This is a genomic window from Anderseniella sp. Alg231-50, from assembly GCF_900149695.1.
GTDB lineage: Bacteria > Pseudomonadota > Alphaproteobacteria > Rhizobiales > Aestuariivirgaceae > Anderseniella.
Window position 1 is genome coordinate 414,781 of sequence record NZ_LT703004.1, and the last position, 16,521, is coordinate 431,301.

Here is a 16,521-nt window from a genome sequence, read left to right on the forward strand (position 1 = left end):
AACCTGATCGCAGAAATTAACCGACTTACTTGGTCAGTTCGGTCCAGATAGCCGTATAAAGTTCGGTTGCTTCCGGAGAGCATGTCTCTGCGACGAAGCCAGCCCCGCTCAACTCAGCCGGTACATTGACTTCCGGTGCCGTCTTCATGTCTTCCGGCATGAATTCCCCGGAACCGGCGATGCCGTTGGCATAACGGGCAAACTCGGAAATCAGGGCAGCGTTTTCAGGCTTCATGATGAAGTTCTGGAACGCCTTGGCATTGTCGACATTCTTGGCGTCCTTCAGCACGGCTACATTGTCGGTCCAGATCGGATAGCCTTCCTTCGGATAGCCGTAGACAATGTCCTTGTTCTGCAAACGGGCCCGGAAAGACGCACCGTTCCAGTAAACACCGGCAGAAATGTCGCCCTTGGCATACTTCTCAACTGTCCCGTAGTCGAGTGACAACCAGTCCGGTTTGGCGGCCACCAGCGTGTCGCGAACTTTCTTCAACACCGTCTTGTCGGTGGTGCACGGCTTGCCACCCACATAGGTGATGGCCAATGACATGACATCGCTCATTTCGGGCACGACATTGATCTTGCCCTTCAGTTCGGCCGGCGGATTGAAAACAATGGCGGAAGTGTTCACATCGCCCTTGTAGACAGATGTATTGACGGTGATGCCAACGGTTCCCCACTGCCAGGGCACCGTGTACTTGCGACCCGGGTCAAACACCGGATTGTTCCATTGCTCGGCCACGTTCTTGAAGTTTTCCATGCCATTGGGATTGGTTTCCATCAGGAGACCCTCGGCAATCCAGATCGGAATGAAGGTTCCCGACGGCACAACGATGTCATAGCCATGGCCACCGGCACGGATCTTTGCCAGAGCCGTGTCATTCGAATCGTAGTCGGTCACGGTTACCTTGACACCGAACTCCTTCTCAAACTTTTCGACCAACTTGGGGTTGGTGTAGTTGCCCCAATTGAAAATGTTGAGCTCGCCGGCAGCCATTGCGGCGGACGCGGAACACCCCACCGCCACGGCGGCGGCGGCCATTATTGCTGTAACTTTGTACTTCATCTCCCAAACTCCTTGCTTGTTAAACTCCAGGGCCATGGCCCTCACTCACGATGCACTGCTGCCTTTCCGGTTCAGCAGGAAAAACACCGTCACCACTGCCACGGAGATGGCGAGGAAGACGGTGGAAATGGCATTGATTTCCGGCGTTATGATGCGGCGCAACTGGCCCAGCATGTAAGTCGGCAGTGTGTCCTGACCGCCCGATTTCACAAATTCGGTGATTACTACATCATCCAGTGAAATGACGAACGCCAGCATGGCACCAGCCAGAATACCCGGCGCCATCAGCGGCAGGGTCACATGCCGGAAGGTCTGCCAGGGATTGGCGTAAAGATCAGCGGCAGCTTGCTCCAGCGACAGGTCCATATTCTCCAGCCGGGCCCGGATCGGCAGATAGGCGAACGGTATACAAAACGCCGTATGTGCGATGATCAGGTAGGCCAGACCCTGATATCCCGTGTAAACCTTGATCATGGCGAAAAAGATCAGCAAGGCAACCGCGGTGACAATCTCCGGCACCATGAGGGGCTGGTTGATGGCTGCATAAATTGCAGTGATCCCGCGATAAGGTTCGGTGCGAGTGGTGGCCAGGGCCGCGAGCGTGGCGCAAATGGTGGCCAGGAAAGCAGCCGAAGCAGCAATTTTCAATGAGGTTATGGAGGCATCCACCACGCGTTCATTCTGCCAGGCCGCCTCGTACCAGCGCCAGGAGAATCCCTCCCAGATGGCAATTGAAGTGCCGGCATTGAACGAATAGAACACGAGAATGAGAATGGGGGTGTAAAGCAGCATGAAGCAGCACAGGGCAATGAAGCCAAAACCGGGTTGGCGTCTGATGGAAAACGGTTTTGCGGGTATATCAGCCATGCGACTTTGCTCCCGACTTCGAGGCATTGCGCACATAAAACAGCAACGCCACCATGACAATCACCAGCAGCGTTATGGAAAGGGCAGCGCCCAATGGCCAGTTCCGGCCCTGGCCGAACTGCAGCTCTATCAGATTGCCCAGCATCATGTTCTTGCCGCCACCCAGCACCCGCGGTGTCACATAAGCTCCCAGTGACGGCACGAACACCAGGATTGATCCTGCAATAATGCCCGGTTTGACCATCGGCACAATGATCCGCCGCAGTACATCAAGCCGGGTGGCGTACAGGTCGTAACCTGCTTCAACCAACCGGAAATCGAGCCGTTCCATGGAGGCGTAGAGCGGCAGCACCATCAGTGGCAGGTACACGTAGACCATGCCAATCATGATGGCGAAGTCGGTGAACAGCATCTGGATAGGACTGGAAATCACACCCAGGCTCATCAGCAGCGTGTTGACGACACCTTCATTGCGGATCACTTCCATGATCGCAAATGTCCGGATCAACAGGTTGGTCCAGAAAGGAATAGTGATCAGAAACAGGAAAACCGGCCGCAGGTTGGCAGGCCGGGTCGCGATGTAATAGGCGGTGGGGAAACCGAACAGCAGAGCGAGTACGGTGGTACCGAAAGACAGCCGGAGAGACCGCCAGAAGATTGACAGATGACCGTCGGCAAAGCCCAGCGTGTCATCGAAAATATCGCGCTTCAGGAAAACATTGAACCAGCCATCGGAGGAAAAACTCCAGATGACGCCGCCATAAGAACCTTTCTGCAGGAACGAATAGACCAGCATGATCAGCAATGGTCCAAGTGCTGCAAAGAAGATCACCGTCAGTGCCGGGCTTGCCAGCAGCCAGCGATTGCGCACGTCTTTCCTGCGTGCCTCTATTCCGGCATCTGCCCCGCTGGTACTTGATTGCTGGCTGGCGGCTGCGGCGTCGGTCATGGCAACCTCAATCTCTCAACACCTGAGTGGCACCTGCATCAATGTCGATGCCCACCTTGTCGCCTTCACCGAATTCACCGGCACGACCGCGAGCGTTCTGCATGCGCACGGTGAAGTTGCCGCCGGTCGCCAACGCGACATGGTAGTGGGTGTCGGTGCCAAAATAGACAACATTTTCCAGCACTCCCGTCAGGACAGACGATGCTTTCGGTTTCGTCAGCGAGGCGTGTTCAGGCCGCACCACGGCGGTTACATTGCCCGCGGCGATATCGCCATCCGGCAGGCTGGCCGCAATCTGTTTGCCTGACGACAACTTTAACTGTGAATTGCCGGCAGCGCCGCTTCCGGCAGACATCAGCTCGGCGTCCATGAAGTTGGTCTCGCCGATGAAATCCGCCACGAAGCGTCTCGACGGGCGATCATAAATGTCCCTGGGGCTGCCGACCTGCAAGACCTTGCCGGCGCTCATCACCGCGATGCGGTCCGACATGGTCAGGGCTTCTTCCTGATCATGGGTAACGAACACAAATGTGATGCCGGTCTCATGTTGCAGACGCTTGAGTTCGATCTGCATTTCCTTGCGCAGCTTCAGGTCGAGCGCGGACAGCGGCTCGTCAAGCAACAGCACCTTTGGCTTCGGCGCCAAAGCACGCGCCAGCGCAACACGTTGCTGCTGCCCACCGGATATCTGTGCGGTGGAGCGATCACGCATGGCTTCCATCTTGACCAGCTTCAGCATGGAAGCGACTTCAGCTTCGATTTCGCCAGCGGGCTTGCCGAGCATTTTCAGGCCAAAACCAATGTTTTCGGCAACACTCATATGGGGGAACAGTGCATAGGACTGGAACACCGTGTTTACCGGGCGTTTGAATGGCGGCAGGTAGGAAATGTCGTTGCCTTCAAGATCAATCCGCCCGCTGGTGGGATGATCGAAGCCGGCAATCAGACGCAGGAGTGTAGTCTTGCCACACCCTGACGGGCCCAGGAGAGTAAAGAACTCGTTTCGCTGGATGTCGATGGAAACACTGTCAAGCGCCGTTACACTGCCAGGCCCCGCCCCAAACACCTTGGTGACCTTTTGCGCCGAAATCGCCGGCATGGCATCGAGATTTCCATGCAAACCGCCCACTCCCTCACTGGCTCCGGACCAAACACGACCGGGCCTCACATTCTCATGATCGAAAGCCTAGTCTGAATTCACCGGCGATGCCAAGACCATAGATTGTGCAGGCGGTGCCGGATTATAAGGCAGGTTGAAGCGGGAGCCGACGGATCACCAGCATATGCGCCTGACACATGATGTGTGGTTCAGGCAGAGCGCGAACAGATTTTCGGCGGACTAGTCATCAGGCAACACCTTTTGAACAACGAAATCCGGAGTATCCGTCTGCTGTGATGGAAGTCTGCTCTTTGCTTTTCCATATTGTCGCGAAATTTGTTAGTGAAATGCCGTGCGCGACCTGTGTTTGATGCTGTTCCGACCTCCGAGAGCCATACATGAAGCAGTCAAGAGTTCAGTCTTTCTGGTATGGAGAAAAGTTATCGCAATACGAGACAATGTGCATCAATTCATTCCTGGCAAATGGTCACGAATTTGACGTTTACAGTTATACGCCAGACCTGAATGTTCCGCACGGCTGCAATCTTGTGGACGCTGCCGAAATCATGCCGGAAAGCGAAGTCGTGTTCTACCAACATGGCGACGGCAAAGGCAGTGTGTCGCTTTTTTCCAATCTTTTTCGCTACAATTTATTGTTTCAAAAAGGCGGATGGTGGGTCGATCTGGATGTCGTCTGTCAAACCGATGACTTGCCATCCGACCCCTACGTATTCGGTTATCAGGATGAAGGCAGCCTGGTATGCAGCGCAGTGATCAAGGTACCTGCAGGTGACGATCTGATGGAGCGCTGTTTCAGAAAAGCCGCTGAAATCGGCACTCGAGCCAGTTGGGGACAAACCGGACCAAAGCTGTTAAGTGCCGAGATCACAAGTGCTGGTCTAGGCGACTTCGTGAGGCCCGCTTCAGAGATTTTTCCTTATAATTGGGAATCGGCCATGAATGCCCTGGAGCCGGCCCACGCAGGATGGCTCGAGCAGGCATGCAAAGATGCCCGATTTGTTCACCTGTGGTCTGAAATACTGCGGCGTTACCAGATCGACAAAAACAAACCTGTCCACCCTACTTCGCTGATCGGCAAATTCTTTCAGCAGTACGGTGAACCAGGGTCGATCAGCATCCCCGCACCTCACAAAGTCTGCAGCGACAAGGAATGCCTGCAGGCCGCATTTTCCATTGACGCTCCATTGTTGCACAAACTGGCGAACAAACTGATTGCGTCCAGGTGCATGCACAACACGAAACTCTACATCCGGGCAACGGGGCATGCTCCCAACTACATAACCCCAAGGACCTACTCCGAGAAACTGCAGTGCAGGAAGTTGTTCGACCGCAATGCCAAATTCACGATATTTTGCGACAAGCTGAGAGCGCATGAATACGCGGCAAAATCCGATGCTTCGGTCAGATCGCCCGAAATTCACTGGTCCGGCGAAGATCCCGAGCAAATTCCGTTCGATGATTTGCCTGTTCCGTGCATCATAAAGCCCAACCACCGCAGCGGCGCTAAATACGTTGTACAAAACGCCGAGCAGATTGACAGATCGACGATTGTGAAGCTTTGCCGAAGTTGGCTTGAGGAACCACACGGTCAAGCCATGGGTGAATGGGCTTACAGCAAGGTCACCCCGAAAATTCAGGTTGAACAATTGTTGCCTGCACCTATGTGGAAACCACATCCGGATCACTACGAAATTTCGGTGTTTTCCGGGAGGGTTGAATACATCCAGCACATTTCGTCAAAGGAGTATTTTGGTCGTTTTACCACTACGTTCGATCGAAACTGGAAGAGGTTGAAATTGCGTAAGTGGACGGGATGGGCGGAAGAGGGAAACCATGTCCGGGAGTATCTCGAGAATGTTGCGCGTCCGGAAAAACTTGACCAGATGATCGAGATTGCAGAATGCCTGGCGGAAAACCTCGATCATTTGCGGGTAGATTTGTACTGCGTGAACGAGACGGTTTTTCTGGGTGAGCTGACAGTGTATCCAGGTTCGGGACACGATTATCTGTACCCGCAAGACGCGCAATATGACCAATGGCCGCCCAGGGACATTGATCTTCAAATCGGCTCACTTTGGCAGCAAAAGCAGATGTCCGTTTTCTCCAAAGTGACTAGTCTTTTGTTTCGCTGAAAGTAAACGGCATCTGCGGCCATCTACGCGAGCAACTCGCTACCGACATGCCCACATAACATTCGTCCGGCAGAGTGGGGCAAAGCAATGGGCGCAATCCAAGGCACATCAGCACCAATTGTCCTCAATAGAAGTTATCTACATGCCGAATCCGGGCTATGGTATTAGAAAAGCGTTTTCCACACAGATTGCAGCTAAGTTGACATAAATTCTCATTAGCGCACTTTGCCTGAAAAAGGAAAACATCCATACCGGCAAACGATGCGCGAGCGAGTTGTTCTATTATCAGAATTAGTCTCAACAACATGTTATATTTACTAATGCATATTCATTTAATCCCAAATTTTTCAAACATCCAATTCACTAATTTTTCGAGTATTTGACTATAACTAGATTTTTCAATTTTATTTGACACTTCCTCTATGCAACCGTGTTTTGTAAAAATGTGACGCAGATGTAGAGCGGCCAAATGAGGCGTCATGTCTTGGGTTATAATTGCATGGGCATGATATGGGTTATCATCCGGTTCAGGATTTTTTACTGGTGACGATACCAAAAGTAGTTTTGGTTGTTGTCGAGCTTTTAACAACTCGCTAACTCTAACAACCGCCCAACCATTAAACTCTCTTGGTTTGTCGAATTTCCCGCCCGCGGCAAACGCCCTTTGAGAGACGAAGCGAACGACTTTCTTTTCAATCCCGATTCGTCCCAAGCGATCTAAAGAAAACTCTTTGTCTCGCTTTTCTGTAGAGTGATGCAGCTCAATTCCATTGTAAGAAGTCTGATTTTTCACCCCTCATAACATTGGTTCATCGAACAGTCGTCACCCGACTTGTTCAGACGGTCTGATCTGATTTTACTGCGTCCGGCGCGGCGGCTTCCTCAACAGAAATAATGCCCGTGTCAGCCATGTCCTGCAGCGTGGCACGCACACCGCCCATGATCGTCTTTGCATCCTCATCAGGCTGCGACGCAGCACTGTCAACCTGCTGCAGCAGAGACTTTTCCGTTTCTGCCCGGCGGGCAGTCATGCCGGCATCACGGGCTTGCTGGTCTATGTTGATACCCCCCTGCTCCAGATCATGCTGTGTCTCGGCCATGAACCGCTGGCGCACGCCGGGGTCAGAAATGGTCCTGGCAGCCTGTTTCTGCCAAGCGGTTGCGCGGGCTCTATATGTCCTGCCCCAGTTGTCAAGGTCCGGCTTCTGTTCAGGCGTGTAGGTTTTCTGTTCGGCAAACAGGCTTGAGTTCCACCGGGACCGCGCAGTTGCCAACTCAAGCGCTGACTGTTGCTGTTTGGCCTTTTCCTGTTGCCGTCCCTGGGCAGCCTGCTTCTTTGCGATATCAAACAGTTGCTTACCGGTCCTTTGAATAGCCGGGCCTATGAAATCACGCGGGGCAGTTACGATGCCGCCAGTCGGCTGCGGCACACCCTGGCGCAGATTGTCTCGTGTCGGGATACGGGGCATTGAAAAACCTTCTAATCATAGAAAAGGGCCGCTCCGAAGAACAGCCCAGTAACTCGCTTCCGTCGCACGTAAGAAGTTTTTGCTCTATGTGCATGTTGTGAGCGGCATGTTAGCTATTGTGTGTGCAATCAGGCAGCATCGAGAAGTTTGACCGGCAGTTAATTGGTTCAACCGCACAATCTGCGCTGGCGGTATATTGAAGCTGTCTCGAAGGGTCGCGATTACCTTTGGCTCCATACCCTTTGTCATAGGCATGGGGTGTTCTAATACATTGGAGCGTGAAGACTCATGGTCGGTGGGTTTTCCTGCCGCTTTTCGCAGCAGCCATCATCTTTGCCACATTCTTGGAACGACATAATGCCCGACGAGAAGCTAAAGGTTTAACCCCTTTTTGGCCCCAGTGGGACTAGTGAACGAGGCCACCTAATAGCGACACCGCTCTTGAGCGATTTGCCCAAGGTACTGGTTTCTGGCCGAGAGCGCCTGGCCTTCGGTTTTCGCCGTGCCCTGGGCGTCCAGAGCAAGCCAGCCCAGGCCAAGGGTGAACACACCGAGCGTTCCCGCCGTTATGTTCTGAGCGAGTTTCAGGTCTTCTTCTTTTGCCAACTCTTTAAGTCGAGAATTGTTGGCCTCAATTTCAGCCTTTATCTGAGCACAGTCTGCCAAGTGATCTGTTGGCTGTGTCGTCGCAACCGGCTGCGGCGACCTGCCCGCACACCCTGCGATGAATAATGCCGTTATCCCAATGACTATTGTATGCCTAAACACGTCGCTGCCCCCGTCCATCAAAACCCCAATATTCCGATTACAGAGTGTTGCCGAACTTGACCTTTCCGTCAACCGGCGATTGCAAAGAAACTGCTTGTCAGGCAGGTGAATGTTCCTGGCTTCATCGTCTCCCTCTGTAGACGACAGATAGGCGAGTCCGGGGCGCGCCGCCATCGGGCCGATCACCCGCGGAAAACAGTTCTTCATCACCTCGGCGGAAATCCGCATTCGCGACAGGTCAACGCGACCCAATGCGAGCGGCGACACCTCGCCGCCGTTCATGGCAAACAGATAGGACTTTTCGCGCATCACGCCCGCCTGTAATCAAGGTTTGAGCGACGGTCGGAAAACCGGTCGGTCATCCAGCGCCCCGGCCTGCCCAACGCCTTTACGTCATATTCCACATGCCGCACCACGGCGACGCGAAGGTAATTGCGCCCTGCCTCCAGCACCCGCAGGTCGGCTTCCCAGCGCAGCCGCTGGTCGATACAGGTGAGCAACGATTTCGGCGTAACCCGGGCCGCATGATGCGCCCAATAGGACGGCTTGCAGATATCGTCCAGCTGGTCACCTTCGGGGATCTGCACCATGAATCTGCTCTCGACATGACTGGCCAGCTGAAACACGCTGTGGCCGTTGGGACATGTTTTGACAAAGGCTGTTGCATTGGCTGCAGCCGGGCTGGAAGCGGGTTTCTTGGCCATTCTTGATTTGTTCCTTGTGGTTGAAATACGAAACGGGGCGTGGATCCATTGAAGAACCACGCCCCGTATTGGGCTTTAAATCGTCTGTTATCCGTAGTGGCAGCCGAAATTACTCATTTGGCTGAATGCCTCCGGGCCCGACCACTGATCGGCGCACCTGGTCAGCTTGGCGGCAGCCGGTACTGAAGCTGACTGCCTGAGCCGGGTGCTTGCTGGCGGAGATTGTCCAGCACAATCCGGTCGGTGAACGTACCGGCGCTGGTGTGCATGGTCATGTTGGCGACCGGGGTCAGTTTCGCATTGGTCAGGCTGTATTCCACCTCGACATATACTTTTTCAACATCGCCTTCCCGTACACCGGGGCGCCTGGGCTGGGTGAATGCCCACCGGTTGGTATCGATGACAAACTGTGCCAAAGAGGCGGTCGAGCACGCCACAACTCCGACGCTTGGATATCCGGTGATGCTGATTGAAATCCGCCTGCCGGTTCCTCTTTTCGAAACCCTGCCCTGCGCATCGGTAACGTGGCACCTGGTGGCTGCCGGAAACCCGTCCAGAGTCAGTTCATAATAGCGTTGTGGCGGCGGATATCTGCCGACGTTTGCAGGCAGTGCACCATTCGCCGGAGGCGGGGTGCCCGCCAGGTTCGCGTTACTTCCGCTGTTGGCGACACTGGCCGGTGTCTCGTCATCGTCGAATAATGACAATCCTGACGTTCCACACCCGGCCGCAAGGCCACACACCACACAAACACTGACTAACTCAATAATACGCTTCATGAGACGGACTTTGGAGCAGACTTACAACACACGCAATGGTATTTGTCGGATGTCCACCACAGATGACAACCTTTGCTTTCAAAAGAGACCAGAAGCGTGAACGGCAAGATGCAAACTTCTTCACTGTAACGCTGATACGCATGTGTTTGCCGGAATTTGTGCAAGCAGGTCAACAAGGCAGGCCAACAACGAAACTCACCTGTTGTTCAATTATCCGGTAACCTATTGAACGGCAGTGCTTTTTCGACACTTGAAAAACGCCACCCCCTTCTTCCAGATGCGATCCCGGCCCGGCAAAACTGCCGGACCGGATATGTCGTTTGAGATCGTCAGGCCAAAATGGCCGGCGACATGGAGGCGGCACCACCTGCGGTCACCGCGGTGACGACATGAGTGGTGGCCCCGACGGTCGCCGTGGTCTTCACATAGATCACCACGTCATTGATCTTCATGCCCTTGGCGGCACCGTCTTCGATGAAGTCGGCAGCGTCCACAGCGGTATGAATGTCGGTGCCGTATGCGAGCCAGACTTTCGGCTGGTCGCCCACGCACGGGATCACGCAGTTCCATTGTGCTGTTACATAAGCCATGTGTAATCCTTTCCTTTAAGACGCCACGATGGCGGAACCATCATGTGTCATCTGCACGATGCCGGTGTTCTGAAGCAGCTTGGCTTCGTGGTAGAGTGAGCAGCGCGACCACGACAGTTGCTGCTTGTCCTCATAGCCGATGGCCACGTCCATGCCCTTGGCGTCGGCTGCATGGCCGACGGCATTGCGGTGATACATGAAGCACAGCTCCGAACTGGTGCCGAGACCGGCGATCTGGTTGGACACGATCCACTTCACGCCGAGCCATTCATACCAGCCCTGCCCCATGCTCGAGGCCGTCTTGGCATCCATGGCATTCCAGCCGGGATAATTCACCGCCGGCTTGACGGTGACGAAATCCGCACTTGAGAAGGTCGGAATGGTCATCAGGTAGGCCAGAAAGGCCGGCGAGATCACCGCGAACACATTGCCGTCCCACGGAACGCCGTTGTTCATCAGGTATGTCGTTGCCTTCTGCACCATGGTCAGTGACGCGGTTGCCGTCGTACCGGTTGTAATGGTGCCGGTTTCAAGTTGCGCCAGAATGGTGGCGTCGATATCGCGGTTCAACACCGACATGGTGTTGATCTGCATGATTTCGCGCTGATCACCTTGTGACTGGAAGATATTGAATCCGGTCATTTCGATGAGGTCGTGTTTCTCCTTCAGCGTGACGGTGGTCTGGGTGTTGTTGTTGTCACGCGCCGGGATCAGGCCGCCGACACCGCGAGTGACGGTCGTGCCGGATGAGTCGACGATCAGGAACGTGGCCTGATTGCCCTTGGTCTGGCTTTCCTTGGTTGTTGTGTCCTTGAGAAGCGATTGCCGCTGACCAAAGGCCAGTACCATCTCTTCCCGATATTGAATCATTGGGGCTGCACCAGGCATGGTGTCCCTCCTCTATTCATGTGGGTTGAATGAAAGCCGGGTCCTGGACGGATGGCCTGTGGGGCAAGTTGCCGGGGTGTCTTCGCTTCAGCGAAGGGCCGGCTCACTTGCCCCACAGGGACGCGGGGGACAGTAGCGGATTGGTTCAGGCGTCGAACTGCGGGCGTTCAGACCCGTAGCCGTTGCGCCTGAGGTTCAGCCGGGGCCGCGATGTGCGGGATAACCGGTTTGAATGGAGTATCGGATCAAGGCGTCTCGGGCGGCGGGCCAAGGCCGGGCACCCATTTCATCCCGTCGGCAAACGGGTCGCGCCCGCCGAACGGATCATCGTCGTTCGGGATGACGGCCCAGTCATCCAGCGTGAGGCTGGAAAACACCTCTTCGGCCATCTGGTGGATTTCGAGCTCGTCGGCACCGGCCAGGCTCATCATGGGATCGGGATGCTCATTGCCCGGTTCGCCGGGTTTACTGACCAACAGATCACCACGACCCGGTTTAAACCAATCGTCTTTATCAGATCTTTCAGATTGCCGGACCGAATAGCCGCTGAACCCGGGCGTCGGCGCACCAGTATCGCTTTCAATATCGCCAAAGAAGTGCTCGTAGAATTCTCTGGACAGGTTCTTGTCCAGTGAAAGAATCTGATCAGTTCCAATGGTTCCTTCTTGCAGGCCCTGTCTGACAGCATCTCTGATAAAGGTTTTCAGTTCCGGTCTCTTCTCATAGTGATCGGTAAGATTTTGATCTCTTTGGGCGTCTCCGCCCATAAACAGTTCGATTTCATCGTTTCGGCGCTTCTTGATCCCACCGTAAAACTGCGTCCCGAAATTTCTCCACCCGGACCACTCGACCATGGCCTTGTCGAAATTTCCTTTGTTGATTTCTTCATAAACAGAGTCATCAGCGGGCGCCCCGGTATTGAAGGAAAATGATACCAGAGCATCAAACTGGTTTTGCGTCAGAGGTACTTTGACTGCCCTGCTTACCTGCTTTTCGTGCTTTCGCAGATCTTCCCGCAAATAGGCTTCTGCTTGCGCTTCGGTAATGATCATTCCCGCAGCCACACCCGGATCGTTGTAGTGACCATACCCAATGGTCAGCTTGCCTTTTCCCTCAACATCATGCGCATCCAGGCGAAGCGACTCGTAGTTTTTGATAAGGCCGATGCCGGCCTGGGAAGTTCTCATGCTCATATGTGGTTGCTTTCCAAGGTTGCCCATGTCGGATGACAATCCAGGCGATGAATGCAAAATTGACCGCTGCCGCCCATACAAAAGGTCGTTCTGCACTGCGCAGGAAGACGCGCAACGCTAGAGCTGCAGTGTGGTTCTCAAAGTGACTAGGTGAGCGGGGACAACAGAATTAATACCTGCGCTTACCATCAATTATGCGGTACAGCGCACAGTCCCATTCAGACGAAAGAGCATACCACTGGTCCCGGGTCGCTTCGGGGAACTCCGGCCCTTTGTACATGACCCGCATTGCGCCGTTTATCAAACGCCCCTCCAGATACTGGACGCCGTCCTTCTCCACAAACCGGTCCGGGTTAAACGAAAAGGTTGTGTCGAATACAAACTCGCGACCCAGACTTTTAGGATCAGGGGCGGTCAGGAGTGTCGGAGATTCCGTCTCCAATGCACAGGATATGTGATAGCCATCTACTATGTCTTTCGGCTTGTCAGAATGTGACGTGCTTTCTTCATTCGCATGAGCGGCGGCCATGAAGGATGAGAACAAGACGATCAATCCTGCCGTGGTTTTCTTCCAGTACATGAATCTTGATCTCCATCGGCTCCTGTTGTCTTTCAAGAACTGTTCGGCGACTACCCGCAAGCGGAATATACCGGCAGTCCATCAGCAGGCTGACAGCATGGGACTAAAACAAGAACATTGCAATACGGAAATGTGGTAGAATGACCAATGTCAGCATATGGCTGACATCCTATTTCCCGCCAGATGATTTACCGCCGCCCCTCCAGCAGTTTGCTGTACTCCACATCCAGGCCTTCGCGTTTGTACTTTGAATAGTCGGTGGACATGACTTTCCGGATTTCCTCGATGCGGGCCTGCACATTGTGGCCGGCGGCGGTTTCGCCGGTCTGCAACACGGTGCCGCCTTCCGAACGCGCCATCTGGTTGATGAACTTGTTGAATTTCGGATCGTCGGCCAGCCGCAACCCCTCCGGCGTGCGCGCGGTGACGAACGATTGCCAGCTGTCGCCCAGCTTGTCCTGCATGAACTGCGCGTTCAGCGCGATGTTCTTCTTGTAGTCCGCGCCCCAGTCCATGCGCAGGGAATCCTCAGTGCCCTCCTGGCGAATGGCGTCGGTTTCCGCCTGGCGCTCCATCTGCTGCACGGCCACGTCATTGGCCACCGACATGATCTTTTCCGCATGCTCCGGTGGCATGTCCAGTTCATGAAATGTGCCGCGAAACGCATCTATCGACGCCTTGCCGAACTCGTCCAGGTCTTCATATTTGCCGTCCAGCAGGATCGGCACATCATAATCCTTGGCCGTCTCCGGAATACCGTGTTGCAGCCGCCAGTCAGCGAGCTGTTCCTCTGTCGCCTCAGGACCCGGCCTCAGTTTCAATTCACCGGAACGAATGCGGTGCTGGGCCGACATCAGGGCCTTGCCAACCGCATCAGGCGAGGTATAGCGCTCCAGCAGCCGTGCCGCCTTGGCATCGCCATTGGCCATCTGCGCCCGCCAGTCATCCGGCCAATGGCCATCACCAGTTTTATCTGGAGCAGATCGATCTGCGTCGGACAATGCTGCATCAGGTGCAACCGTTCCCGCCTCATCATATAGCGAACCTTCCTTGCCATTATCCGACCAGGACAGGGTTCTGTCCTGGAGGCTCGACTGTGAGCTGGCATCGGCAACAGCATCGGCACCAGTGACGTCCGCATCAGCAGGACAACGATAAATTTCAGACCAGTGTGGTTTCACCTAGATTTTCTCCTGATTGGGGGCTGCGGGGGTGATCAGAGCTTCCTGGATCATCGCGCCCACATAACGTCGGCCCTCACCGAAGGCAGACAACCGTTCGCTGTGTTCGTGGAAAGTCAGTTCGTAATAACCGCAAAACCGCTTCATGATGACCTCGAGCGCTGTTTTCTGCTGCCCCTCGTTGGCAACCCCGGCGCCCAGGCTCTTGATTGCCAGAACTTCCGCGACGGTCAGGTCCCGCGGCCAGCTGTCAGCAAGCGGTTTCGGACCGGGGGATGGTTTGCCTGACATTATCGTATCCCCGCCTTGGCCGCCTGTGCCGCCACATCGGCCATCTGGCCGGCTTCTTGAATGGCACCCTGGCTTTGCGCGGCCTGTTCGATCTCTGCCTGGGCGGCTTCAACCTCCGGATCGTCTTCCTCGCGCATCCACTGGGCAGGTGCGATGGCGATCATGGTGTCGCCATAGGCCTTGGTGACGTTGAACCGGGCGGCGATTTTCGGATCGGCACCAGATGCCGCCTGGGTCAGTTCCATGGCACGGCCAAAGGACAGCGCGAGGCCGTCGCGCCGGGCATCCTCGATCGGATTGTCATAGGTCCAGTCGAATTCACGGCCGTCCACTTCCTCCGGCCGGTCCTCATCGCTTCCGAGCCAGCCCATGTTTGCTGCGACCTCATAGGTCAGGTCCAGCACCCGGCCGTTGCGTTCCGGTTCTGCCGGCTCGATGATCGGTTGCGTGGCGCGCTGGAACTCCTGCCAGCGCCGTTCCACTTCCTGCGCCGTCATCTCGCTGCCGCCCACCGGCAGGAACAGCTTGTTCAGATACCAGGCATCGCCGAGCTGCTGGCGGGTAGCCCCGTGCAGCGAAATACCGAGCTCAGGCACCTTGCCCAAATTGACCGGCCGGATGGCATCGCCGTTGCGCTCGTCATAATTCTTGTCGACCCAGGTGATGCCACCGGGAAACAGGTTGACCGGCCCCAGCACGACTTCGGATTGCCCCACCAGAGGCGGCTCGACCGCGTTCTCGCCGGCTTGCATGATCGACCATGTCATCGACTGCATGGTGCGTGCGTCCGGCGTCGAGATCACCGTACACGGCGACACTGCGTAAGGCGAGCCGGACAGCCGGAACCAGCGGCTGACCGCATAGCGAAACTCGTTGAGTTCCTCTTCAAACAGGATGTCTTTGCTGTCTTCGCAGATATAGACCGACACCCAGTCCTTGGCGGAGGATTTCGGTTTATCGGCCACGTAGTATGCATCAATCGGCATCGCCACATGCAGGCACTGCACCTTGTCATCAGGCGACTTTTTCAGCTTGTCGGTGATCTTTTTGGGGATCGTCCAGCCGGCGTTTTTCTTTGCGCACAAGTGCGCCACCTTCATCTTGAAGCGGCGGTAGACCGTATCCACCTCACCGTCGACATCTTCTGCCCAGGCGCAGTCGCGCAAGTGCCAGGTACGGTACAACATGCCAGAGCGGTCCGACCGCGGTTCGGCTGACGTGACGCAATTGCCGAAGGTGACGTACTGATGATCGGCCAGGGCCTGCGCTGAAATGAACTGGGACTTGTTGTCATACAGAAGCGCACGCATGCGCTTGTCGGTGCGCTCATAATGCGCGCGGATTTCCTGCTGGCCGTTGACCTCGTCATCACGGTCCCTGCCCTTGAACCATTCCCGGCCCTTGGGACGCAGCACCGAGCCCAGGTAATTACCGAAATCGCGACGGTACAGCGCCGGGGTTGAATCATACAGGTTGGAGGCAAAACCGTCATCGTTCTTGCTGGTGGTGAAGTCGGCATGCTCGGGAAAATGCAGTTCAGCCACTTCCTGCCAGAACGAGTTGAGTGCCTGCTTTGCGGCAAAGGCAGACGCCGCCATGGCGCACAGGCGGGTGGCGCGTTCGGGCAATGCCATCAGGCGGTTCCACCCAGGTTGGAACCGGAATAGGACTGGCCGGAATAGATGGTGGCGTCGCGCCCGCCGCGTTTATTGCGGCGCTCACGCACCTTGTCGCGCGCTGCAAGTTTGCCGGCAAATGAACCGGGATCGGGAATCTTGCTGATCGCAACTTCCGGGATCTTCGGCTTGAAAATCGAACCGATCGCCTTGATGGCCTTGGACATGGGATTGTCTCCTTTTTGGTTGGTCGAACAGCTTTATTAATTGGTCGAACAGCTTGTCCTCGCTTCGCTCAGGCCGTTCTCCGACCCTGAATGACCTCGTA

The 16,521-nt window shown here is 55.3% G+C and carries 18 protein-coding genes; 1 reads left to right on the forward strand and 17 read right to left on the reverse strand.

What is annotated here, in order from left to right:
• Positions 1-25: 25 nt before the first annotated feature.
• The 4 genes from DHN55_RS14570 to DHN55_RS14585 are packed head-to-tail and all read right to left on the reverse strand — an operon-like array spanning position 26 to position 3,981.
• Positions 26-1,066, reverse strand: a complete 1,041-nt coding sequence (locus DHN55_RS14570) for an extracellular solute-binding protein (protein WP_108882532.1) — start codon at positions 1,064-1,066, stop codon at positions 26-28.
• Between the two features lie 45 nt (positions 1,067-1,111).
• Entirely contained in the window at positions 1,112-1,933 is an 822-nt protein-coding gene (locus DHN55_RS14575; RefSeq protein WP_108882203.1) for an ABC transporter permease subunit, read from the reverse strand.
• Positions 1,926-2,882 (reverse strand): ABC transporter permease subunit, encoded by a 957-nt coding sequence (locus DHN55_RS14580; protein ID WP_108882204.1) that lies wholly within the window; start codon positions 2,880-2,882, stop codon positions 1,926-1,928. The genes DHN55_RS14575 and DHN55_RS14580 overlap by 8 nt, the downstream gene beginning before the upstream one ends.
• 7 nt (positions 2,883-2,889) lie before the next feature.
• Entirely contained in the window at positions 2,890-3,981 is a 1,092-nt protein-coding gene (locus DHN55_RS14585; protein WP_108882205.1) for a polyamine ABC transporter ATP-binding protein, read from the reverse strand.
• A gap of 398 nt (positions 3,982-4,379) precedes the next feature.
• Between DHN55_RS14585 and DHN55_RS14590 the strand changes: the two genes are divergently transcribed.
• Positions 4,380-6,134: an ATP-grasp fold amidoligase family protein gene (locus DHN55_RS14590; RefSeq protein ID WP_108882206.1), complete on the forward strand. Its 1,755-nt coding sequence runs from the start codon at positions 4,380-4,382 to the stop codon at positions 6,132-6,134.
• A gap of 328 nt (positions 6,135-6,462) precedes the next feature.
• Here the strand turns inward: DHN55_RS14590 and DHN55_RS22385 are convergent, their stop codons facing one another.
• The 13 genes from DHN55_RS22385 to DHN55_RS14650 form a co-directional block, all read right to left on the reverse strand.
• Positions 6,463-6,927 (reverse strand): hypothetical protein, encoded by a 465-nt coding sequence (locus DHN55_RS22385; RefSeq protein ID WP_337660334.1) that lies wholly within the window; start codon positions 6,925-6,927, stop codon positions 6,463-6,465.
• Positions 6,928-6,970: 43 nt separating this feature from the next.
• Positions 6,971-7,603: a hypothetical protein gene (locus DHN55_RS14595; RefSeq protein ID WP_108882207.1), complete on the reverse strand. Its 633-nt coding sequence runs from the start codon at positions 7,601-7,603 to the stop codon at positions 6,971-6,973.
• Between the two features lie 423 nt (positions 7,604-8,026).
• Positions 8,027-8,680: a hypothetical protein gene (locus tag DHN55_RS14600; protein WP_108882208.1), complete on the reverse strand. Its 654-nt coding sequence runs from the start codon at positions 8,678-8,680 to the stop codon at positions 8,027-8,029.
• Complete coding sequence (locus tag DHN55_RS14605; protein WP_108882209.1) at positions 8,680-9,075, reverse strand: hypothetical protein; 396 nt, start codon at positions 9,073-9,075, stop codon at positions 8,680-8,682. Before DHN55_RS14605 ends, DHN55_RS14600 begins: the two co-directional genes overlap by 1 nt.
• Before the next feature lie 161 nt (positions 9,076-9,236).
• Entirely contained in the window at positions 9,237-9,782 is a 546-nt protein-coding gene (locus tag DHN55_RS14610) for a hypothetical protein (RefSeq protein WP_108882210.1), read from the reverse strand.
• 401 nt (positions 9,783-10,183) lie between these two features.
• A complete protein-coding gene (locus DHN55_RS14615) occupies positions 10,184-10,444 on the reverse strand; it encodes a hypothetical protein (protein ID WP_108882211.1) in 261 nt (86 codons plus the stop codon).
• Positions 10,445-10,459: 15 nt separating this feature from the next.
• Complete coding sequence (locus DHN55_RS14620) at positions 10,460-11,332, reverse strand: phage capsid protein (protein ID WP_108882212.1); 873 nt, start codon at positions 11,330-11,332, stop codon at positions 10,460-10,462.
• Positions 11,333-11,577: 245 nt separating this feature from the next.
• On the reverse strand, positions 11,578-12,552 hold the full coding sequence (locus DHN55_RS14625) for a glycoside hydrolase family protein (RefSeq protein ID WP_108882213.1): 975 nt from the start codon (positions 12,550-12,552) through the stop codon (positions 11,578-11,580).
• Positions 12,553-12,694: 142 nt separating this feature from the next.
• Positions 12,695-13,105: a hypothetical protein gene (locus DHN55_RS14630; protein WP_108882214.1), complete on the reverse strand. Its 411-nt coding sequence runs from the start codon at positions 13,103-13,105 to the stop codon at positions 12,695-12,697.
• Positions 13,106-13,293: 188 nt separating this feature from the next.
• Complete coding sequence (locus DHN55_RS14635; RefSeq protein ID WP_108882215.1) at positions 13,294-14,286, reverse strand: hypothetical protein; 993 nt, start codon at positions 14,284-14,286, stop codon at positions 13,294-13,296.
• Positions 14,287-14,577 carry a hypothetical protein gene (locus DHN55_RS14640; protein WP_108882216.1) on the reverse strand — a complete coding sequence of 97 codons (291 nt, stop codon included), beginning with the start codon at positions 14,575-14,577 and terminating at the stop codon, positions 14,287-14,289.
• Positions 14,577-16,211 carry a portal protein gene (locus DHN55_RS14645; protein ID WP_108882217.1) on the reverse strand — a complete coding sequence of 545 codons (1,635 nt, stop codon included), beginning with the start codon at positions 16,209-16,211 and terminating at the stop codon, positions 14,577-14,579. Before DHN55_RS14645 ends, DHN55_RS14640 begins: the two co-directional genes overlap by 1 nt.
• A complete protein-coding gene (locus tag DHN55_RS14650) occupies positions 16,211-16,420 on the reverse strand; it encodes a hypothetical protein (RefSeq protein ID WP_108882218.1) in 210 nt (69 codons plus the stop codon). The genes DHN55_RS14645 and DHN55_RS14650 overlap by 1 nt, the downstream gene beginning before the upstream one ends.
• Positions 16,421-16,521: the final 101 nt, after the last annotated feature.